The organism is Jatrophihabitans lederbergiae (assembly GCF_031845305.1).
GTDB classification, from domain to species: Bacteria; Actinomycetota; Actinomycetes; order Mycobacteriales; family Jatrophihabitantaceae; genus Jatrophihabitans_A; species Jatrophihabitans_A lederbergiae.
This window is the reverse complement of sequence record NZ_JAVREH010000033.1, coordinates 1-20,673: the sequence shown is the minus strand read 5'-3', so window position 1 is coordinate 20,673 and position 20,673 is coordinate 1. Positions and strand designations below refer to the sequence as shown.

Sequence of the window (20,673 nt, the reverse complement as noted above, 5' to 3'; positions counted from 1 at the left end):
CCGGGATGGACGCCATGACTGCACCATCGGCCGGCCTCGACTGCCGCGGCCTGAACGTGGCCCTGACCGTGCTCCGGATCAAACAGGCCGTCTGCGCGGCGGATGCCGATCCCACCACGCCGCTGCCGGTGCTGCTCGATGACGGCTGCGATCGCGAGCAGGTCAGCCGCGCGCTGGGTGAGCTCGGCAGTCGGGTTCGCTACGCCGCGGCGCTGTCCGGGCATGTGCCGGGCACCCCTTGGTGGCAGCGTCCTGACCTGCGATATGGCGACGGCCAGCTGCGATTGGGCGGATCGGATCTCGGCGATCTGGCCACCCAGGTCGGCACCCCGACATACGTCTACCGAGCCGGCCGGATCGCCGAGAACATCGCGCGGGTGTCCGCGGCCCTCGGCGCCGCCGGGCTGGAGCATCGGGTCTACTACGCGATCAAGGCCAACCGGGCTCCGTCCCTCCTCACCTACCTGCGCAGTCGGAACCTGTGCGGGGTGGACGTGTGCTCGACCGGTGAGCTGCTGCACGCGTTGAGCTGCGGCTTCCCGCCGGAGGCGATGTCCTTCACCGGCACCTCGCTGTCCGCCCGAGATATCGCCACGCTGGCAGGTTGCCCGCAACTTCGGGTGAACCTGGATTCGCTCTCGGCGCTGGCGAGTCTCGGTCGCGCGTGTCCCGGCCGCGAGGTCGGCCTGCGCATCAACCCTGCGGTCGGAATCGGCTATCAGGGCGACGACCGGCTGAACTACAGCGGCGCCACCACCACCAAGTTCGGCATCTATCGCGAACACCTCGCGGAGGCGAAGGAGATCGCGGCCCGGTGGGGCCTGCCGATCGTGCGCGTCCACTTCCACGTCGGGTGCGGTTACCTGGACGCCGAACTCGATCAGCTGGAACGGGCGTTAGACGCGGCCAACGCCTTCACCGAGGAATTGCCCGAGCTGCGCGAGGTGAACCTGGGTGGTGGGCTGGGGGTGCCGCACACGGCCGCGGACGCACCCCTCGACCTGTCCCGCTGGGCGGCTGCGGTGGCCCGCCGGTTCGGCGATCGCGGGCTGATGGTGGCGGTCGAGCCGGGTGACTACCTGGTCAAGGATGCGGGCGTTCTGTTGGCCACCGTCACCTACACCGAACGCCGCCGGGACGTGCTCTTCGCCGGCTTGGATGCCGGCTTCAACCTGGCGATGGAGCCGGCGTTCTATGGCCTGCCCTGCGAGCCGGTCGCGGTGGTGCCGCGTTGGGACGAGGGGCAGGAGGCTTACACCGTAGTAGGCAACATCAACGAGGCGCTCGACCAGTGGGCGGTGGATCACCGGATGCCGCGCCTGCACGAGGGCGATCACGTGGCGCTGATCAACGCGGGTGGGTACGCCTCAGCGATGCGGTCGGCGCACTGCCTGCGCGGTGATGTCTCCGAGGTGCTGTTGATCGAGGACGAAGCCGCGGACCGCGCTCCGGTCCGCACGCGCAGTGGAGGTTGATGACAATGCAGTCAGACAGCACGCTGGCCACGCCGCTCACCGGGGTGAGCGGCGCGCAGGTGCCGGGCTTCGCCTTCGACCCGACCGATCCCTGGACGGTCACCTTCCAGACCGGGTTGGACCGGGCCGGCCTGACCGGTCGCCGGGTGTATGAGGTCGGCGTGGGCAGCGGCGCGAACATCGCGTTCATGCTGCGGCACTGCGGCGCCGCGATGGTGCTGGGCAGCGATCTCGACCCGCGGCTGCCACTCCTGGCGCAGCGGCTGGTCGCGGAGGTGGCACCTGACCTGGTGCACCGGTTCCGGCCGATCTCCGGCTCGGTCAGCCTGATCGACACCCCGGTGGCGATGGGTGAGGTGACCGCGGTGGACGCGGTGGTGGCCTGCCTGCCCCAGGTGCCAGACCCGGAGGATGCGCTCTACAGCCAGTTCCACCTCTCCCAGCTGGCCGCCGCAGCAGCGCTGCGGGACCGGGCGGCCGATCACATCGCGCACTACTACCCGTGGACCGCCTTCCAGGACTACCCGTTCAACGCGCTCGGGCTCGGCCTGAACGAGGCGTTGCTCCGCCGGGTCCGGGCGTACGCGCCGCGGGCCGAGGTCGTGCTCAACTTCGGCTGCCGGATCGGCAAGATGGCGCTGTTCGCGCTCTTCGAGGCCAACCGCTACCGGCCCGAGGAGCTTGCCTCCTGCATCGTCCGGCAGCATCAGGGCACCGATATCTCGTTCTTCATGGCAGTGGAGGCGGCGATGCGCGGCACCGGCTGCGAGCAAGACCTGGTTTGCGAGTTCTACGCCGATCCTGCGGGCAAGTGGCCGCTGTCGGCGAGCGAGGCCAAGCTGCTGCTCGACGCCGATCCGGCCACGCCGATCTACCACGAGATCTGCGTGCTGCGGGGCTACCCCGTGCCGTGACGCCGGCTCACGCTGATTGACCCTGACCCGATCACCACTGACACGACGAGCGAAACCCGAGCCGAGGACACCAGTGCACACGACTCTCCTGTTGGACACGCCCTACTTCCGGCAGATTCCGCCGGGAGAAACCTTCCGAGTGCCTGTGCGCAACCGCGAGTTCCTGGCCGGCTCGGGGCATGACAGCTTCCCGGAGAGCGTGCCTGACGCGGGGGAGATGATTCCCATCGTCGAGGCCATCGAGGCGGGGGTGCCGCCCGGCCCGGCTGTGCGGAAGTTGATCGACCAGGCGTTGCCGGTCGCCGGCGGTGTGCTGCTGCGCGGCCTGCCGCTGACCGACAAGGCCGGCTTCGAACGGCTGGTGCGGTCGCTCGGCTATGACCAGGCCGGCTACGAGGGCGGCATCGCGGTTCGACAGCGGGATGCCGGTGTCGCGCTGAGTGCCAGCGACGAGGATCAGCGGGTCACTCTGTCACCGCATAACGAGATGTCGTACCTGCCGCACTACCCGCGGCGGATCTTCTTCTTCTGCGAGACCGCTGCCGAGGAGGGAGGCGAGGTACCGGTGAACGACATCCGGAACACGCTGCGGCTCATCCCGGCTGACCTGCAGGACCGGTTCCGCGAGCGCGGCATCCGCTATCACCGGACGCTGCGCCGGGTCTCGGCGGACGGTGAGATCGGCTGGGCCGACACGTTCGGCACCGACCGCCGCAGCGGGGTCGAGCAGCACCTGGCGGATTCCGGCTACGACTACGCCTGGGACGCCGACGAGACCCTGCGCTACTCCTACCGGCGGGCGGCCTTCGTCGACCATCCGGAAACCGGCGAGGAATTGTGGTTCAACCAGGTCACCGAGCTGCACTGCTCGTACTGGCGCTCGCACCCCGGCTTTCGCGGTGACCTGCCCGACGAGGATTACCCGGCCACGACCGCGTACGGCGACGGCATCCCGATCGAGCCGGAGCTGATCTCGTTCCTGCGCGGGGCGTTATGGCGCACCAGCCGCGCGGTGCGGATGCGGCCCGGTGACGTGCTCGCGCTCGACAACCAGGTCGTGCAGCACGGTCGGCTGGCCTACCGCGGCCGGCGCAAGCACTTCGTGAGCCTCGGCCGGTGAGCGCGGCGCTCGACCCGGCGGCGGCCGGACCGCTGACCAAGCCGGACCGGCTGCCCGCGCGGCCGTGGTTCGCCTCCGGCCCGACCGTCAAGCCGCCCGGCTGGGAACTCGCCGACCTGGCCGGGGCCTTCCTCGGCCGGAACTTCCGCCACCCGGACGGCCGGGCGAAGCTGAGGACGGTAATCACCCGGTCGGCCGAGCTGCTGGGCTTGCCGCCCGGATACCAGCTGGCGATCGTGCCCGGCTCCGACACCGGAGCGATCGAGCTGGCCCTGTGGAATTTGCTCGGCCACCTCGGGGTCGAGGTCTGCTGCTGGGAGAACTTCGGTTTCACCTGGCTGGTCGACATCGTGCAGCAGTTGCGGCTGCCGGCCGTGACCGTGCACCGGGCGGACCGGTACGGCGCGCTGCCTGACCTGAGCAGGGTGAACTTCGACCACGACGTGGTCTTTCCGTGGAACGGCACCACCTCCGGCGTCTGCGTGCCCGGCTCGGACTGGATCCCCGACGACCGGGCCGGCCTGACCATCTGCGACGCCACCTCGGCGATCTTCGCGATGGCGATGGACTACACCAAGCTCGACGTGATCACCTGGTCCTGGCAGAAGGCGCTCGGGGGTGAGGCCGCGCACGGCATGATCGCCCTGTCGCCGCGAGCGGTCGAGCGGCTGGGCACTTTTCAGCCGGACCGTCCGCTGCCCAAGGTCTTCCGAATCGCCCGTGACGGCCGGCTGGTGGCCGAGATCTTCGACGGCTTCACCATTAACTCGCCGTCAATGCTCGCCGTCGAGGACGTGCTGCGCTCCCTCGACTGGTGCGCCCAGGTCGGCGGGGCGGCGGAGCTGATCGCGCGATCCCGCCGCAACTTGGACGCGGTGGCGCGGTGGGTGCGGGACAGCCCGTACGTGGACTTCCTCGCCGAGGATCCGCGAACGGTCTCCTCGACCAGCATCTGCCTGCGCGTGCGGCATGCCGCTTTCGAGCAGCTGAGCCGGGAGCAGCAGGCGGCCTTCATTGCACGGCTGTGCGCTCGGCTGGAGGAATGCGGGGCAGGTTACGACCTGGCCCCGCACCGGGAGGCGCCGCCCGGCCTACGCATCTGGGGCGGCCCGACCGTCGAGACGGCCGACCTGGAACTGCTGCTGCCGTGGATCGACTGGGCGTTCGCCGCAAACCTGCACGAGCTCGGATACGAATGACGGACGAGTCGAGCGGGTCGGCGGACGAGCTGATCGCCTTCGCCGAGCGGCTGGCCGACGAGAGCAACCGGATGCTACGGGCAGCCGCGGCGCGGGCGGCCACCGTCAACGTGAAGGCCGACAACAGCTTCGTCACCGAAACCGACCGGGCGATCGAGACGCGGCTGCGTGAGCGGATTGGGCATGCCTACCCGGGGCACGGCATCCTCGGCGAGGAGTACGGCGGCCAGCGGTTGGACGCCGAGCTGGTGTGGGTGCTGGATCCCTTGGACGGGACAGCGCATTTCATCACCGGGATCCCGGTTTACGGCACCCTGATCGGGCTCAGCCGGGCGGGCCGGCCGTGGCTCGGCGTACTCGACTACCCGGCGACCGGTGACCGGTGGGTGGGCGTGCACGGCAGCTTCGCCCGGCACAACGGTGTGCCGGTGCACGCCAGGGATTGCGCCGATCCGGCCGCGGCGCTGGCGACGTGCTCCAACCCCGACTTCTTCGGACCGGCCGACCAGCCGGTGTTGGCCCGGCTGCGAGCGGCCGTTCGGTACACCATGTACGGCGCGAGCTCGTACGGTTTCGCGATGCTGGCCAGCGGCCGGACCGACCTGGCCGTCGACTGCGGGTTGAAGCCCTACGACGTGTTCGCGCCAGCCGCCGTGCTGAGCGGCGCCGGCGGGGTGATGACCGACCGCCACGGTGCCGAGCTGCGGCTTGACTCGTCCGGGATCTTCGTCGCGGCCGGCAACGCCGCCCTGCATGCCCGGGTGCTGGAGCTGCTGCGCTGACTCCGAGGGTGGCAGTTCGTCGGCATTGACGTCAGGCCGGGAGGTCGTCGGCATTGACCGGCAGCGCGACCATGCCGGCCCGGCTGCGATCCGCCCACCGCACCGTGGCTGGCGTGAGCAGCCCGACCACCATCAGCAGGCCGCCGACTGCCAGCCAGCCGACGCTGCCCAGGCCGAGGCAGAGCGGTGCGAGCAGGGCCGGCGCGGCGGCGTTCGCAGCTCCCTGGCCCAGGCCGAAGACCCCGGCGTACTGGCCCTGCGCGTGCGGCAGCGCCAGCCCGAAGGCCAGCTCGAAGGACCCGGCGGAATGCCAGAGCTCGCCGATTGTGTAGATCACGATCGCGACCAACAGCACCGCCGTGGCCAGCCAGCGCGGCAGGTGGGAGGTGGCGGCGATCAGTCCGGCCGACACCAGCAGGGCCAGTCCGGCCAGTCGCATTCGGTGGGAGGCGGTCAGCGGATCGACGACGCCGCGGCTGACCCGCACCTGCAGGGCCACGATGAGGAGGCCGTTGACCACCACCACCCCGGTGATCGCCCAGCGCGGAATGCTGGTGTTGTTGACGATCCACAATGGTAGCGCGAAGACCGGGATGGCCAGGTGCACCGACATGGCGCCGTTCAGCAGTGTCACCGCCAGGTACGGCCGGTCGGTCAGGGCGACCCAGCGGCCGCGGTCGCGGGTGACCGGCAGCGGTGCGACCCGCGGCAACCGCATCAGCGCGGCGGCCGCGCCGAGGAAGGTCGCGGCGCTGCCGAGGATCATCGTGATGTAGGCGGGGCCGGTGTCGAGCTGGATGCCGATGGTCGCAATGAGGATGCCGACCATGATGCCGACGTTGGTGACCGCGCGCAGGTAGGACAGGAGCCAGGTGTAACGCTCGAAGGCAAAAGCCCGGATCAGCGGCGCCCGGCTGGCCTGGCTGGCGGCGCCGACCAACGCGACCAGCAACGAGACGAGCACCAGCGCCCAGAACGTGCGGACCAGCACGTACCCGGCGGTCGCGACCGCGCCGCATAGCATCGTGAGGATCTGGATCTCCCGGGAGCCGCGGCGGTCGGCCAGGTGGCCTACCAGCGGCCCGGCGGCCAGGCCGAGCGCGGCGCCGACGGCCAACCCGAAGCCGACCCGTACCTCCGACAGCCCTACGATCCTGGTCAGATAGAGCGTGCTGCTGCCGAGCAGCAGGCCACCGCCGACCGTGACCACGAAGACCGACCAGGCAAGGATTCGCTGCGGGCCGGCCGGGAGCAGGCTTCGCTGGAGGGCGTCCTGCAGCAGGCCGCGGCGGAGACCCTGTTCAGGCACGCGTGAAGAGCTGGTCACGGTAGCTGCGGTCAGGCCAGTGCCGGCTCTGCCAGGCGCGGCGTTCGCCGCTGGTCAAGCCCGGCTCGGCAACCAGCAACCGCTCACCGAACCAGTCGCGTAGTTCGCCGACCCGCTGGTGGAACTCATCGTCAGAGTCGGCGCGTAGCAGTAGCGCAGCCATCATCTCGGCGGTGGCAGCGAACTTGGTGCCCAGCTGGCCGCCGACCGCCGCCCAGGTGCGGGCGAACACCACGTTCGGCTGCTGCATCAACTCGGACTGGGTGGGGTAGCCGAATACGGTGCCGGCCGGACCGAACAACGCGGCGCAGCCGATCAGGGTGGGGTCGATCTTGACGTCCAGCTCCGGCCGGCGTCCGATCGCGCACCGCAGCGCCGCCTCGCCGAGGTCGACGTTGAACTTCGCGTGCACCTCTTCCTGGGTCAGCGCCCCGCCCCGGCGGGCGGCACACTCACTGAAGACGATACGGCCGGTTCCGTGCTCGCGGAACAGCTCCATGTGAAACACGCTGTCCTGCAGGCCGAGGGCGGCGATCGCGCCCCGCACGACCGGGTCCGCGCTTCGATAGGCCTCGGGCTCGCTATCCGGGTCCAGCCGGCGCAGCGAGATCGGTACCTGCCCGGTGACCGCGTCGAGACAGGGCTGGGTGTAGGCGCCGAGCCCGAAGAACAGCACCTCGCCGCCGAAGACGACCCCCTCGGCCATCCACTCGTCGCCATCGACGAATTCCTCGAGGATGAACGTCCGGTCGGTCGACCGCTCCAGCCGGGCGTTCTTGCTGGCCTGCTCCAGGTCGGCGCGGCTACGGACGACGCTGGTTGACGTGGTGCCGCCGCCGGCGACCGGCTTGAGCACCGCGCGCTCGAACTCGAATGGCACCTGGCTGACGTCGTAGAGGTCCTCAATGACGGCGGTGCGGGCCACCGGGATGCCGGCCTCGCGTAGCCGGGCCTTCTGCAGGGACTTGTCACGGAAATGCAGGGCCGTCTCAGCGTCGATGGTCCGGCAGCCGAGCGCCTGCCCGAGCACGGCCGCTGTCACCACGGCGTACTCCCAGGTCGTCTGGATGGCGTCGAACTTCCGGTCCGCCAGCCCGGCCCGGTAGAGCGCCGCGAGGCAGCTCTCGGGGTTAGTGATCTCGTCCACCCGCAGCATGATCGCGCCGGGCGGCATCTCGATCCGGTCGTCGTCCCAGGCGCCGGAGGTACTCAGGATCACCGCGTCTACGTTGTTGCGCTCGCAGGCACGCAACACGTACCCGTCGGCACCGATGAACAGGACGGACGTTATGGTACCGCTCATCGAGCGCCTCCGCTGCTACTGATCAGTCGCCGGTGATTGATCCCGTTTTCCTCCGGCGAAGCCCGCATAGCGTATCATATCGCGCTCGCCGTTCGCCATTTCCGCCCCGCTTGTCTGCATCCACCCTCCGCGCAGCGTCATGGAGCAGTGTGTGTTGCGCTCTTGCCGTCTCGACGGCGCCCGGTCATGGCCCGATGTGTCTGTGCGGCGCTGAGAGCCTCGGTTGGTAGCGGCGCGAATTCACTGCGGTCTGTTCGGATTCCGTCGAGGATCAGGGTCAGGTACCGCCGGTAGAGATTCGGCGCGATCCCCCTCGTGGTGTCCATGATCGCGGACAGCCCCAGCTGGATGAAGATCAGATCCGACTGGTCGAAGTCCGGCCGAACCGCGTGAGCGGCCTTGGCCCGCTCGACGAGCTTTACCATGAGCGGCGCGATTCGGTCGCGGACATCGGCGATCCTGGCATCACCGAGATGTGGACCGTTAATGATCTGGTTGAGGCCACGGTCGCCGAACTGCATGTCGAGGGAGCGCTCGAGGAACGAGACGAGTCCCTGCCATGCGTCGGGGTGGTCCAGTGCTTCCTCGGCGACAGCGACTACAGCCTGGAGTCGCTCCTCGAAGAGCGCGTCGATGACGGCTTCCTTGTTCGGGAAACGGCGGTAAGCGGTACCGACGCCCACTCCAGCATGGTGCGCGATGTCGTTCAGGGTGACGTTGAGGCCACGCTCGGCAAAGAGCTCGCTGGCTGCGGTGAGCAGGCGCTCCCGGTTGAGCGCTGCGTCCTTGCGCAGTGGGTGCGGGGTCTCTGGCATGTACTCACGATAACACCTAAGCGGATGCTGCCTATCCATTTTCGTGCTACGGTGAGTGCGAAGCGGATAGAGCGTATCCGCACGGAAAGCTGCGGCGGGCACCTGGTCACCCGGAGCTCGTCCACACCCGACGGAGGGAGGGACATCTCCTCATGGCGGTATCAACCAACGAACCGATCGACGCAGGTACGCACGCGCAAACGCGACTGTCACGACCGGCCGCAACGCTCGCCGTCGCGACGCTTGGCTCCTTGATGATCACCCTCGACGCCGTCGTCGTGAACGTCGCTCTGCCGACGCTGCACCACGAGCTCGGCGGTGGCATCTCCGCCCTGCAGTGGGTAGTCGATGGCTACACCCTCATGTTCGCAGCGCTGCTGCTCACGGCCGGCGGATTGACCGATCGAATCGGCGCCCACAGAGCGTTCACTATCAGTCTGGGTGTATTTCTGGCGGCTTCTCTGGCATGCGGGCTCGCCCCGAGCTTGCCCGTCCTGGTTGCAGCCCGGTTCGTGCAGGGGTCAGCCGCAGCGCTCATGACCCCCTCTTCCATGGCGCTCATCCGGCATGCTTATGACAACGCTGCCAAGCGAGCTCGTGCCGTCGCCATCTGGGCAATGGGTGGCGCAGTGGCCTCCTCGTCCGGACCGGTACTGGGCGGTGTGCTGACGACAGTCAACTGGCGACTGATCTTCCTGATCAACCTGCCAGTCGGTCTGGTAGCGCTGGCATTGCTTCGCTACGCCGTGCGAACGTCGCCTCGGCCCGCCCCGATCGACTGGTTGGGTCAGACGACCGGGATCGTGGCCATGACCGGTTTGACCTTCGGGGCCATCGAGGCCGGCACAGCCGGGTTCACGTCCGGACGGGTGCTCATCGCGTTCGTGATCGCCGTGGTCGCGACCGCAGCATTCGTCACGATCCAGTCCCACGTGCGCCATCCGATGCTGCCGCTCACGCTGTTTCGCAACCAGGCCGTCAGCATCTCGGTCGTGATCGGCTTCGCCTTCATGGTCGGCTACTACGGACTGCCGTTCGTCTTCAGCCTGTACTTCCAGCAGCAGCGCGGTTTCTCAGCGCTGGCGACCGGAGCGTTGTTCCTGCCGATGATGCTCATCGGTGCCGTGCTGACACCGTTCTCGGCCCGCCTTGTGGAGCGGATGGGGCCGAAGCTGCCCATCATCAGCGGACTTGTGCTTATGGCAGCCGGGCTCGTGCTGCTCGGCATGCTCCCTGCATCCACGCCGGTCGGGATCCTGTCGGTCTCGATGATCCTCGTCGGCCTGGGCGGCCTTTGGTCATGCCGCCGACAACAGCAGTACTGCTCAACCACGTTCATGGCCATACCGCCGGTATCGCCAGCGGCGTATTCAACACCAGCCGCCAAGTCGGCGGCGCGCTGGGCGTCGCGGTCTTCGGCTCATTGCTGGCGAGCCCAGCCGGCTTCATGCACGGCGTCCGCCTCAGCCTGACCATCGCCGCCGCAGTCGCGGTGCTGGCAGCCGTCGTCGCGCTCAGGCTGCGCCCGGTCGCGGCGGCACCGCAGTGAGGGCCGCAGGCGGAGCACACCAATCAAGTAACAAGAAGGAGAGACCGATGAAGGCACCAATTTTCAAGGGCAAGGGCACGATCGCAGTCGAGGATCGACCGAAGCCGAACATCACCAGCCGACTGACGCCATCGTGCGCGTCGTGCTGGCGTGCGTCTGCGGTTCGGATCTGTGGTTCTACCGCGGCATCTCCGACCTGCCGCACGGCGGCGTCGGACATGAGTTCATCGGCGTCGTCGACGAGATCGGCACCGACGTATCGGGCCTCCAGGTCGGTGACTTTGTCATCTCGCCGTTCTCATTCAGCGACGGCACCTGCCGCAACTGCCAGCACGGCTTTCACACCGCCTGCGTGCACGGTGGCTTCTTCGGCCAGGGCGGCGACGGTGACGGCGGACAGGCCGAGTACGTCCGGGTACCCCAGGCCAGCGGCACGCTGGTCAAGGTGCCCGGCAGCGACTTCACCGACGAGACCATGGCTTCCCTGCTGGCGTTGACCGACGTCATGGCCACCGGCTACCACGCCGCGGTCAGCGCAGACGTGCAGGCCGGCATGACCGTTGCGGTCGTCGGTGACGGCGCGGTCGGCCTGTCAGGCGTGCTGGCATCCAAGCTGCTCGGCGCCGACCGGATCATCGTGCTCGGCAGCACCCACGAGGACCGGCACAACCTGGCCCGCGAGTGGGGCGCCACCGACATCATCCAGGTGCGCGGCGACGAGGCAGTCGAGCAGCTGAAGAAGCTGACGGACGGGTTCGGCGCTGACGCCGTCCTCGAGTGCGTCGGCACGAAGGACGCGGCCGAGACCGCCTTCGCCATCGCCGCCGCCGGCGCGATCGTCGGCCGGGTGGGCGTCCCGCACGACGTCGAGCTCGATGCTCAAGGCACCTTCTACCGCAACGTCGGCATGCGAGGCGGTCCGGCACCTGCGCGCCACTACCAGCCCGAGCTTCTCAAGCAGGTGCTCGACGGCTCGATCAACCCGGGCAAGGTCTTCGACCTGACGACCGACCTCACATCGCCGAGGCCTACGCCGCCATGGACGAACGACGGGCGATCAAGGCCCTCATCAAGGTGAGTGAACTGTCGTGACGGCAGTTCACCGGACCGGGGGCGTCGTCACGGTGTTCTGCCTGCTGCGTCCCCCGGGCGGCGGACCAACTACGCGAGGGGTTATTGGCTCTGGTCGAACCCACCCGCGCCGAAACCGGCTGCGAAACCTACGACGTTTACGAAGAGGCCGACGGGGCTCTCGTCCTGTTCGAAACGTGGCGCTCGCGGGCCGATCTCGAAGCGCATCAGCAAGCAACCGACGGTCAGGACCTTCTTCGACGAACAGCTCCATGACGTGTTGGACGGCGAGCTCGGCGTACACCTCAGCACCCTGGTGTCACCCGCACCCAGCTCAGCCAAGTAACCGCATCAAACTCCAAGGAGAGATGATCATGAAGTACACCCAAAGCGGCAACCAGACCGGAACGGGGCCGGAAGCCTGGTTCACCGGCACCGTCTACATCGACGGCATCCACAACCCTGACGAGCAGTCAGCCCTCGGCTGCGCCCACGTGCGATTCGCACCCGGCGCCCGCACCGCCTGGCACCACCACCCCAAGGGTCAGACCCTCTACGTCACCGACGGCATCGGACTCGTAGCCACACGCGGCGGCGGCGTCCAAGAGATCCGCCCGGGCGACGTCGTCTACATCGAACCCGGCGAGGAGCACTGGCACGGGGCGACACCCGAGCGGCTCATGGCCCACGTCGCCATGCAGGAGGCCGATGAGAACGGTCAGGTCGTGACCTGGCTCGACCACGTCACTGACGAGGAGTACAGCGCGTAACAGGCAGTTGCGAGAAGGAACGATGCGAGCTCGAGCTGACGCAGAGGTACCAACTGCGCTGCGCCAGCTCAGCCTCGCGTAATCAACGTGGCTGGACCCCTCGAACTGATCCAGCTATTTCCCGACTTCCCTCCGCCGGGATGGCGAGGGAAAGGGTGACCGTCGCCTGGCGAGAGCGATCGCCTGTCGTGCGGGCTTGTGCCTCATGTCGTCTGCCGCAGCTTCACCGCACCGGGCGCGCGCGCAAGTTTCCGTTGGAAGTGGCTCACCCGGGAAGAGGCGAGTGCCCGTGGCGGCTTGGGCCTCCAAGGGTTGCCCAGCGTCTCGCCGTCCGTCAGTCAACGGTGACGGCGGGGAGACGTCCACGCGCAGCCACGGGAGCTGTTCACATGGCGCTGGTTCTCGGCCTAATCTATGTCTGCGGAATGGTGGGAATGGTGGTCGCGGACCGCTACCGCGTCGGGCTGACCCAACGCGGCCGGCTCTCGCTTGCCACCGTGCTCACCAGCCTGCCCTGGACGTTAACGAGCGAGCACTCGGCAAGAGCGCGATCAACGGGTCCAAGTAGGTGTTGCTGGCCGCGCGCCCTCCTGTAGTCCGGCGTGCGCCGGACTACAGGAGGGCGAGTAGCAAGTGCAGGAGGTTCGGACGCCTGAGTCCTGAGGGTGCAGCAGTGCGTGCAGACCTCTTCAAGCGCGGTGAAGTCGACCTACGGCGGCACCGGCCGGCTGCTTGGCGGATCGGGCCGCACTACGTGGAGAGGGCTCGCGCGACTTGGAGTTCTTCACGCCTCCCACCCGTTGCGACACGCAACCGACTCAGCAGTCCGGAACGTAGGTTCCGGGCCACAGCAAGATGCACGGTGCCAGCAGGATGGCCGTTTAATCTACGTCCTTGACCACCGGGCGCAACGCGAGATCCAGTTGGTGGGCCCTTACGGCATGGGGGAGAAGAGCTCGTCCGAAACGATTGCTGAATAAGATCGCGGAGCGCTTCCGCTGATCTGGAGACCAACTCCACCGCGGCACTACCCGGGTAATGCCATGCCGGGTCGCGTCGGCGATGGCCCTGACCGAAGCGAGTCGGTCAATGCCAGACACCCAAACAGCTCGTCGTGGGCGCTGGACACCGCCAAATCCGGCGCCCCGGAGGCTCAGCACCACGGCTTGCTGCTGGCCGGGGACTCTTCACCGCTTGTTTGCGCATAACCAGCCCGTGCGTTGTCTGGTAACGACCAGGATCCCAGGACCGCCCGCACCTTCGACGGCAGAAGTGTGGTGGTCGGCGCCCGTAGCCTGGACTGGAGCCGGAACCAGCCTTCACGGTGGAGCGGATGGTGGAGCAAACACTGGAGAATCGACCTGCGCGCAACGGCTCTGAACGGCCCTCAACGTCGCTGAATGGCGCCTAGACAATCCCGAATTCAGGCGATACCCTCGTTAAAACGGGGGCAATTGAGTGCTGCCGTTCACCCTGGCAGCATGAATTCGGGCAACCCGGAAGTCGTCGTCGATCACCAGCGTGCGGATCATCGGCTTTCCTCGCTGACCTCGGTGCGTGCGGACGCTACCGGGTCGAGGCTGGACAAGGGCAACCGGATCTCGAACCGGGCGCCTGGACCGGGGGAGACGTCGATGGTGCCGTTGCGGCGGTACACCAGCCGGCGAACCAGGGCCAGGCCCATGCCGCGGCGCATCTCACCTCGCGGGGATTTCGTGGAGTAGCCATCGGTGAATATCTCTTCGACGGCCTCGGCGGAAATGCCGGGCCCGTTGTCGCTGACCACCATCCGGACGTGGTGATCGTCGTCGCGGAGCTGCAGCGTGACCCGGCGGGGACCCGACTGCGCCGACACCGCGTCCAGCGCATTGTCGATCAGGTTTCCGATGATCGTCATCAGAGTCTGGGCGTCGGCGGCCGGTGCATCCAGGTGCGAGTCAGCCGTAACCGACAAGTCGACATCGGACTCGGCGGCAACCGCGAGCTTGGCCAGCACCAGCGCCGCCACCACCGGCGGCCCGATCCGGGACCGAAGGTCTTCGGCCGAGATCAGCTGGTCGCTGGCCAGGTCGGCCAGGTACTGCCGGGCCTCGTCGGTCTCGCCGAGATCGAGCAGCCCTACCAGGACGTGCAACCGGTTGGTGAATTCGTGTTCCTGGGCCCGTAGCGCGTTACTGAGCCCGGTCACCGCATGCATCCGCCGGATCAGCGCTTCCAGTTCGGTGCGGTCTCGCAATGTCACTATGCTGCCGATCGGTCGGCCGCCCACCACGACAGGGCGGTGGTTGGCGACCAGCAGCGCGTCGTCGGTCAGGACCGACAGGTCGGCGCCGGCGTCCCTGCCCGCGAGCACTCTGCGCAGCCGCCCTGCGGGAACGAGCTCGTCCAACTGCTGACCGATGGCATTGGCGGTGATGCCCAGCAATCGGCGTGCCTCGTCGTTGACCAGGTTCACCCGTCCCTTGGCGTCCATGCCGATGACTCCTTCGCGGATGCCGTGCAGCATGGCTTCGCGTTCCTGCAGCAGCGACGCGATCTCTCGCAGCTCCAAGCCGAAGGTGACCCGTTTCACCGCCCGGGTCAGCAGCATCGCGACCGCTGCCCCGGCCGCGAGCGCGATCGCTGAGTACAGGGCGATCGCTTCGATCTCCTCGTCGAGCTGGTGAGCGACCTGATTCTCGAGGATGCCCACGGACACTTGGCCGACCACCCGTCCCCGACCGTCCACTATCGGGGCCTTGCCGTTGGCGGATTGGCCGAGGCTGCCGTGGTCGATGCCGACGTGGCTGCGACCGTCCAGCACCGACACCGGTTCCTCGAGCCGACGGCCGATCTGCTGGGGATTCGGATGAGAGAAGCGGAGGCCGTCCCGGTCGGTCACCACGATGTAGGACGCCCCGGTGCCGGCGATCAGTCGCTGCGCCAGGGGCTGGATGATCCGGTTCCGGTCGCCGTCTAGGACAGCGGTTCGGATCTCCGGGATGTCGGCGACCGTGCTCGCGGCGATGCGGGCGCGTTCCTCGTACTGGTGATCGAGGGTGGCCCTGCTCAGCCGGACATCGAGTATCCCGCCGATGAGAACGGTCGCCAGCAGGATGCCGAGGATGCCGAGCAGGATCATCGACGCCAAGGTCCGAAGCCGCCACATCGTCGGGCCGCCCTTCCGCTGTTCGTCCTGACGGCGCATGAAAGCACGGCGCAGTGCCGCGGGGGAAGCGGCGCTGAGCAGAACGCACAGAATGCCGCGTAACGAGCCGGTCATGCGCACTTCACCTTGTAAGCATGAGTATCGCGGGTTTAGGGGACAACGAGCGCAACAGTTCCGCTGCCAGGTAAGCCCGACGCACTCTTGCGGCCTCCCACCGACGAGAGAGCAGATGGGCACCTGATGAGCAGTGAGCAACAACCAGCCATCGAGCTGCGCGCCGTCACCAAGAAGTTCGCCACTCCCGGTGGCGCGATCTATACGGCACTGGCGGACCTGAACCTGACCGTGGCACCCGGCCAGTTCTGCGCGATTGTCGGTCCCACCGGCTGCGGCAAGTCCACCACGCTGACACTGATCTCCGGTTTGGAACGGCCCAGCGCCGGAGCAGCCCTGGTGGCCGGACGCGCCGTGAACGGGATCACCCCGGGCGTGGGGTTCATGTTCCAGAACGATGCCGTGTTCCCGTGGAAGAGCGTGCTGGACAACGTCGCGGCGGGTCCCCGGTTCCGCGGCAGGTCGAAGGCAGCCGCCAACGAGGCGGCCCGGGACTGGCTCCGCCGGGTCGGCCTGACCGGATTCGAGGATCGATACCCACATCAGCTGTCCGGCGGTATGCGCAAGCGGGTGGCGCTGGCTCAGAGCCTCATCAACGAGCCCGAAGTCCTGTTGATGGACGAGCCGTTCTCGGCCCTGGACGTGCAGACCAGATCAATCATGTCGGACGAGCTGCTGGGTCTGTGGGAGCTGACGCGCCCCGCGGTGATGTTCGTGACCCATGACCTGGAAGAGGCGATCGCCCTGGCGGACAAGGTGGTGGTGCTGACGGCCGGTCCGGGCCGCGTGAAGGCAACCTTCGACGTGGACCTGCCGCGCCCGCGCCGGGTGCAGGAGATCCGATTCACGGACGAGTTCGTCCGGCTCTATTCCGAGATCTGGGAGGCGCTCAGGGCCGAAGTGGAAACCGCCTACGCCCGCACCACCTCCAAGGCCGCCTCGTGAGCACGTCTTTCCTCAGCGCGGAACCAGCCACCACAGACCCCGGCACCCGACCATCATCGTCGCGCACCCGGTCCCGGCTGCGCGCGCGGCTGGTGATCAACCTCGCCAGGCTCGCATTGATCGTCGTGCTGCTCGGCGGCTGGGAACTCGGGGTCAACCTGAAGTGGATCGACCCGTTCTTCTGGGGGCAACCCAGCGGTGCCTACAAGCAGCTGAAGACCTGGTTCCTCAACGGAACCGCGCAGGGCTCCCTGGCCAGCCAGATACAGGTCACTCTGCAGGAGGCCGTCTACGGCTTCGTCATCGGTGTGACGCTCGGCGTGGTATTCGGCATCGCCCTGGGACGTAACCAATTCCTGTCGGACCTGTTCGCGCCGTTCATCAAGGTTGCCAACTCCATTCCGCGGATCGTGCTGGGATCCTTCTTCACGCTCGCTTTCGGTTATGGGATCAAGTCGAAGGTGATCCTGGCCGTCGTCCTGGTGTTCTTCGGGGTCTTCTTCAATGCCTTCCAGGGCACTCGGGAGGTCGACCGCAACCTGATGTCCAACGCCCGGATACTCGGCGCATCCCGGTGGCAGGCCACCCGGCAGGTGGTACTGCCCTCGGCCTTCACCTGGATCCTGGCGAGCCTGCACATCAGCTTCGGCTTCGCGCTGATCGGCGCGCTGGTGGGTGAACTGCTCGGTGCCGACCAGGGTCTCGGTCTGCTCATCAAGGACTCGCAGAACAACACCAACAGCAACGGTGTGCTTGCCGGAATGGTGATCGTCGCCATCATCGCTCTGATCGCCGAAACACTCATCACCCTGCTTGAAAGGCGAATCCTGCGCTGGCGACCTGCCCAGCCCGGTGCAGACCTGACCATTATCTGATGTTGCCGCCGTTCGCAAGGCAAGAACCCACCCATCCAAGGAGAATTCATGATCACACAACGTCTGGCGTCGGCCACGGCACTCGCCGCTTGCGCCGTGCTGGCGATGACGGCCTGCAGCAGTAAGGCAACCAGCGGCACCAGCGGTTCGACGGCCAAGGCAGCCGCCGGCTCGCCGAAGATCACCATCATGGTCGGCGGCCTGAGCAAGCAGATCTACCTGCCGTACATGCTCGCCCAGCAACTCGGTTACTACGCCAAGGCCGGTGTGAACGTCAAGCTGCAGAACGAGCCGGCCGGTGGCGATGCAACCAAGAACATGCTGGCCGGCCAGGTCGACGGTGTCGGGGGCTTCTACGACCACAACATCGCCCTTCAGGGACAGGGCAAGTCGTCGGAATCAGTGATCTCGATGCTGCAGATCCCCGGCGAGGTGGAGCTGTGCCGGACCGACCTGAAGGGCAAGATCACGTCGCCCGCGGACTGGAAGGGGCTGTCGCTCGGCATCACCGACACCGGCTCGTCCACCGACTTCCTGTCCCAGTATTTGGCGACCAAGAACAACGTCGATCCCGCCACGACCCATCGCAAGGGCGTGGGCGCCGGCACGACGTTCATCGCCGCACTGAAGCAGAAGGCGATCGACTGCGGCATGACCACCGAGCCGACGGTGTCGCAGATCCTGAAGGACGGCACCGGGTTCATCCTGCTCGACATGCGGACCGCGGCCGGTTCTCGGGCCGCGCTCGGTGGCACGTACCCGGCTACGTCGTTGTATCTCACCACCGGCTACGTCCAAGGACACAAGGAGGTCGTGCAGAAGTTGGTGAACGCCTATGTCGGAACGCTGAAGTGGATCCAGGCGCACTCCGGAGCGGAGATCGCCGACAAGATGCCACCGGACTACTACGCCGGAGTCGGCAAGGATGCCTACGCCAAGGCCCTGGACAGTGAGAAGGGGATCTTCAACCCCACCGGCATCATGCCGCCGGACGGACCCAAGACCTGCCTGGCAGTGCTGTCCGCCTTCAACCCGGCTGTCAAGGGCAAGTCGATCAACCTGCCTGCCACCTACACCGACGAGTTCGTGAAGGCGGCCCAGCCCGTGTCCTGATCGGGCGGATTCGAGCCACGCAGGTGTCCGGCCCGCTCGACGGCAGGTCGAACGACTGAACCGTGACCAGGCATTGACGGCCGAGCGTGTGCTCCGCCTCGTCAATGCCTGGTCACGTTGGTTGTGCGCCGTGCTCTCGGCAGTCTCTTATCCGCTCGCGGTAGTGTCCGCTGCCGTATACCGGTCGGTTGCCTGCGGTTGTCGAGGAGCGATGTCTTGATCGAGCAGAGGGGCACTTCGCGATGAGCACCAGCTCCGTGGAACCTGCCCCGGCTGGCGAGGCCGAGAGGGCGCGCGGCCGTCGCCGGCTCGGTCTGGCGACGTTCGGCGCTATCGCCCTCGCCGCCGCGATCGAGCTGCTTCGGCTGAGCCGTGGTGGGAGTTTCTTCTTTGACGAGTGGAGCTGGGTACAGGATCGGCGGGGATGGGGCTCGGCAGCTTTTCTGGTGCCGCACAACGGGCACTTGAGCCTGATTCCGGTGCTGGTCTACCACCTACTCTTCGCCACCGTCGGTTTGCGGTCCTACCTGCCCTATCGCCTGGCGTTGATCCTGGCTCACGCGACAACCTGCTTGATGCTGTATCTGTATGCCCGTAGGCGCATCGGCACGTTCGTCGGGCTGTTGCCCGCCGCACTCGTTCTCTTCCTCGGGGCCGCCTACCAGGATCTGGTGTGGCCGTTTCAATTAGGCTTCATCGCCTCAGTCGGATTCGGCCTCGCGGCCTTTGTGCTGCTCGACGGTAACGGTCCAGGTCTCGGACGGCGGACGCTGATCTGCAATGCCGGCGCCTGCCTGTGCCTGGGTGCGTCCTTGGCCAGTTCCGCTGTCGGTGTCGCTGTTCTGGTCGGAGCCTGCGTGCGGGTGGCGTGCAGGCGGGACTGGCGGGCGTCCTGGATTGTCGTTGCACCCGCCCTGGCTTACGCAGGCTGGTACGCGCACTGGGGCAGCACGGCGCCGGTCAGCAGTGGGCGTGCCGCCATGGTCAGCTACTTCGCACACGCCTATCGCGCTTCGGCGGGGGCGCTCGCGGGCCAGACGGTTCATCAACGAACCGGTCTGGTGCTCGCCGTAGCGCTGTTGTCGGTAGTCGGCGTGGTGGCGCGGCTGGCGTGGGAGCTGCGGCGCCGGACGGTGCCTGCCGACCTGCTCGGCGCGCTGGCATTCGCCGTCTGCTTCTGGGCACTGACCGCCTTGACGCGTACCAAGTACCATGATTTCGGTGCCAGCCGCTATCTGTATCCCGGCGGTGCGGCGATCCTGCTCGTACTCGTCGAGACCGTGCGAGGGCTTCGATTGCCCCGGATTGTCGCCCCGGCACTGGCCGTCCTCACGGCGCTGTCGGTCTGGTCCGGCCATGCGGTCCTCGTCCGGGGCGCCGGCAGCCTCAACCGTGCCGCTCAAGTAAGCCGAGCCGACCTGGCAGCCCTGGAACACAGCCGGCCGACTCCGGATTACCGTCCTAATCGCCACTTGATGCCCGTGGTCACCGCTGGCAAATACCTGTCGGTGATCCGCGACTTGGGCTCACCGGCTCTGCCGTGGAATCGCATGCCGAGCCAACCGACGGCAGCCCGCAACGACGCTGACCGGGTCCTGCGCGAGGCCGGGAATCTCAACGCCAGCACGGTCGACCGCTCATCCAAGCACTCCAGCGCGCGCATCGAAAGCTTCAATATCCGGGGGACCGCCGTCACAGCAGCTGGGTGCTTGGACCTCCGCCCAGATGCTCGGCACGCCGCGATCGGAGCGTCGGTTGCCCTTCCCCCGCGCGGCCTGCTGGTCACCGCGGGTCATGCGCGGGTGCAGATAGCCGCTCGCCGCTTCGGTCCCCGTCAGGGACCGTTGCCCAGCGTGCCCGCGCACGAAGCAGAGCACCTGAGCAGTGTCGCGGATGGGTCATCCACTCCCTGGGTCCTGACATTCACTGCTACCGCCCCCATGCGGGTGTGCCGAGCCGGCTGACGTCGCGGTATTCGGTTCAGCCGCTCGCGGGAGCGCAATCGACTGTGTTTGTCGGGTCGAACCCCTGTTATAGGCGGCCGTCGTTGATGGCTTGGGTGACCCAGGGGATGACTTCGTCGAGCATGGTGTCGAGGGTGGTGTTGCATTGGATGCCGAGGATGTTCTTGGCTTTTTGGATGTCGGGTACGC

Annotated in this window: 15 protein-coding genes and 2 pseudogenes; 13 read left to right on the top strand and 4 right to left on the bottom strand. The window is 67.4% G+C overall.

Annotated features, from left to right (window positions below; genetic code table 11):
- Window positions 1-14 precede the first annotated feature (14 nt).
- The 5 genes from RM423_RS17940 to RM423_RS17920 all read left to right on the top strand — a co-directional run bounded on the left by RM423_RS17940 (window position 15) and on the right by RM423_RS17920 (window position 5,490).
- Window positions 15-1,475, top strand: a complete 1,461-nt coding sequence (locus RM423_RS17940) for a hypothetical protein (protein WP_311424417.1) — start codon at window positions 15-17, stop codon at window positions 1,473-1,475.
- The gene (locus RM423_RS17935) at window positions 1,475-2,389 is read left to right on the top strand and encodes a class I SAM-dependent methyltransferase (RefSeq protein WP_311424416.1); all 915 of its coding nucleotides are present in this window, start codon (window positions 1,475-1,477) and stop codon (window positions 2,387-2,389) included. The genes RM423_RS17940 and RM423_RS17935 overlap by 1 nt, the downstream gene beginning before the upstream one ends.
- Before the next feature lie 73 nt (window positions 2,390-2,462).
- Window positions 2,463-3,509: a TauD/TfdA family dioxygenase gene (locus RM423_RS17930; RefSeq protein ID WP_311424415.1), complete on the top strand. Its 1,047-nt coding sequence runs from the start codon at window positions 2,463-2,465 to the stop codon at window positions 3,507-3,509.
- Complete coding sequence (locus RM423_RS17925; RefSeq protein ID WP_311424414.1) at window positions 3,506-4,708, top strand: phosphoserine transaminase; 1,203 nt, start codon at window positions 3,506-3,508, stop codon at window positions 4,706-4,708. Before RM423_RS17930 ends, RM423_RS17925 begins: the two co-directional genes overlap by 4 nt.
- Complete coding sequence (locus tag RM423_RS17920; protein WP_311424413.1) at window positions 4,705-5,490, top strand: inositol monophosphatase family protein; 786 nt, start codon at window positions 4,705-4,707, stop codon at window positions 5,488-5,490. The genes RM423_RS17925 and RM423_RS17920 overlap by 4 nt, the downstream gene beginning before the upstream one ends.
- A gap of 31 nt (window positions 5,491-5,521) precedes the next feature.
- Here RM423_RS17920 and RM423_RS17915 read toward each other — a convergent pair whose 3' ends face one another.
- The 3 genes from RM423_RS17915 to RM423_RS17905 form a co-directional block, all read right to left on the bottom strand.
- Window positions 5,522-6,799, bottom strand: a complete 1,278-nt coding sequence (locus tag RM423_RS17915; RefSeq protein ID WP_311424412.1) for an MFS transporter — start codon at window positions 6,797-6,799, stop codon at window positions 5,522-5,524.
- Complete coding sequence (locus RM423_RS17910; RefSeq protein ID WP_311424411.1) at window positions 6,792-8,120, bottom strand: ATP-grasp domain-containing protein; 1,329 nt, start codon at window positions 8,118-8,120, stop codon at window positions 6,792-6,794. The genes RM423_RS17915 and RM423_RS17910 overlap by 8 nt, the downstream gene beginning before the upstream one ends.
- 137 nt (window positions 8,121-8,257) lie before the next feature.
- Window positions 8,258-8,935, bottom strand: a complete 678-nt coding sequence (locus tag RM423_RS17905) for a TetR/AcrR family transcriptional regulator (protein WP_311424410.1) — start codon at window positions 8,933-8,935, stop codon at window positions 8,258-8,260.
- 254 nt (window positions 8,936-9,189) lie between these two features.
- On the opposite strand from RM423_RS17905, the gene RM423_RS17900 reads away from it, so the two are divergent.
- The 4 genes and pseudogenes from RM423_RS17900 to RM423_RS17890 all read left to right on the top strand — a co-directional run bounded on the left by RM423_RS17900 (window position 9,190) and on the right by RM423_RS17890 (window position 12,325).
- Entirely contained in the window at window positions 9,190-10,407 is a 1,218-nt protein-coding gene (locus RM423_RS17900; protein WP_311424409.1) for an MFS transporter, read from the top strand.
- Between the two features lie 124 nt (window positions 10,408-10,531).
- Window positions 10,532-11,576, top strand: a pseudogene (locus RM423_RS17895) (alcohol dehydrogenase catalytic domain-containing protein).
- A gap of 69 nt (window positions 11,577-11,645) precedes the next feature.
- Window positions 11,646-11,831 (top strand): annotated as a pseudogene (locus RM423_RS25755) (putative quinol monooxygenase); the annotation flags it as partial.
- Between the two features lie 98 nt (window positions 11,832-11,929).
- A complete protein-coding gene (locus RM423_RS17890) occupies window positions 11,930-12,325 on the top strand; it encodes a (R)-mandelonitrile lyase (RefSeq protein ID WP_311424407.1) in 396 nt (131 codons plus the stop codon).
- Between the two features lie 1,528 nt (window positions 12,326-13,853).
- On the opposite strand, the gene RM423_RS17885 is transcribed toward RM423_RS17890, so the two are convergent.
- Entirely contained in the window at window positions 13,854-15,587 is a 1,734-nt protein-coding gene (locus RM423_RS17885) for a sensor histidine kinase (RefSeq protein WP_311424406.1), read from the bottom strand.
- 126 nt (window positions 15,588-15,713) lie between these two features.
- On the opposite strand from RM423_RS17885, the gene RM423_RS17880 reads away from it, so the two are divergent.
- The 4 genes from RM423_RS17880 to RM423_RS17865 all read left to right on the top strand — a co-directional run bounded on the left by RM423_RS17880 (window position 15,714) and on the right by RM423_RS17865 (window position 20,484).
- Window positions 15,714-16,532 carry an ABC transporter ATP-binding protein gene (locus tag RM423_RS17880; RefSeq protein WP_311424405.1) on the top strand — a complete coding sequence of 273 codons (819 nt, stop codon included), beginning with the start codon at window positions 15,714-15,716 and terminating at the stop codon, window positions 16,530-16,532.
- Window positions 16,529-17,407 (top strand): ABC transporter permease, encoded by an 879-nt coding sequence (locus RM423_RS17875; RefSeq protein WP_311424404.1) that lies wholly within the window; start codon window positions 16,529-16,531, stop codon window positions 17,405-17,407. Before RM423_RS17880 ends, RM423_RS17875 begins: the two co-directional genes overlap by 4 nt.
- A 105-nt stretch (window positions 17,408-17,512) precedes the next feature.
- A complete protein-coding gene (locus tag RM423_RS17870; protein WP_396327778.1) occupies window positions 17,513-18,520 on the top strand; it encodes an ABC transporter substrate-binding protein in 1,008 nt (335 codons plus the stop codon).
- 242 nt (window positions 18,521-18,762) lie between these two features.
- On the top strand, window positions 18,763-20,484 hold the full coding sequence (locus RM423_RS17865; RefSeq protein ID WP_311424402.1) for a DUF2339 domain-containing protein: 1,722 nt from the start codon (window positions 18,763-18,765) through the stop codon (window positions 20,482-20,484).
- Window positions 20,485-20,673 lie beyond the last annotated feature (189 nt).

Coding starts and splice junctions, on each gene's coding strand:
- RM423_RS17940 (WP_311424417.1), top strand. CDS start 15: ATGACTGCACCATCGGCCGGCCTCGACTGCCGCGGCCTGAACGTGGCC.
- RM423_RS17935 (WP_311424416.1), top strand. CDS start 1,475: ATGACAATGCAGTCAGACAGCACGCTGGCCACGCCGCTCACCGGGGTG.
- RM423_RS17920 (WP_311424413.1), top strand. CDS start 4,705: ATGACGGACGAGTCGAGCGGGTCGGCGGACGAGCTGATCGCCTTCGCC.
- RM423_RS17910 (WP_311424411.1), bottom strand. CDS start 8,120: ATGAGCGGTACCATAACGTCCGTCCTGTTCATCGGTGCCGACGGGTAC.
- RM423_RS17905 (WP_311424410.1), bottom strand. CDS start 8,935: ATGCCAGAGACCCCGCACCCACTGCGCAAGGACGCAGCGCTCAACCGG.
- RM423_RS17900 (WP_311424409.1), top strand. CDS start 9,190: ATGATCACCCTCGACGCCGTCGTCGTGAACGTCGCTCTGCCGACGCTG.
- RM423_RS17890 (WP_311424407.1), top strand. CDS start 11,930: ATGAAGTACACCCAAAGCGGCAACCAGACCGGAACGGGGCCGGAAGCC.
- RM423_RS17885 (WP_311424406.1), bottom strand. CDS start 15,587: ATGACCGGCTCGTTACGCGGCATTCTGTGCGTTCTGCTCAGCGCCGCT.
- RM423_RS17880 (WP_311424405.1), top strand. CDS start 15,714: ATGAGCAGTGAGCAACAACCAGCCATCGAGCTGCGCGCCGTCACCAAG.
- RM423_RS17870 (WP_396327778.1), top strand. CDS start 17,513: ATGACGGCCTGCAGCAGTAAGGCAACCAGCGGCACCAGCGGTTCGACG.
- RM423_RS17865 (WP_311424402.1), top strand. CDS start 18,763: ATGAGCACCAGCTCCGTGGAACCTGCCCCGGCTGGCGAGGCCGAGAGG.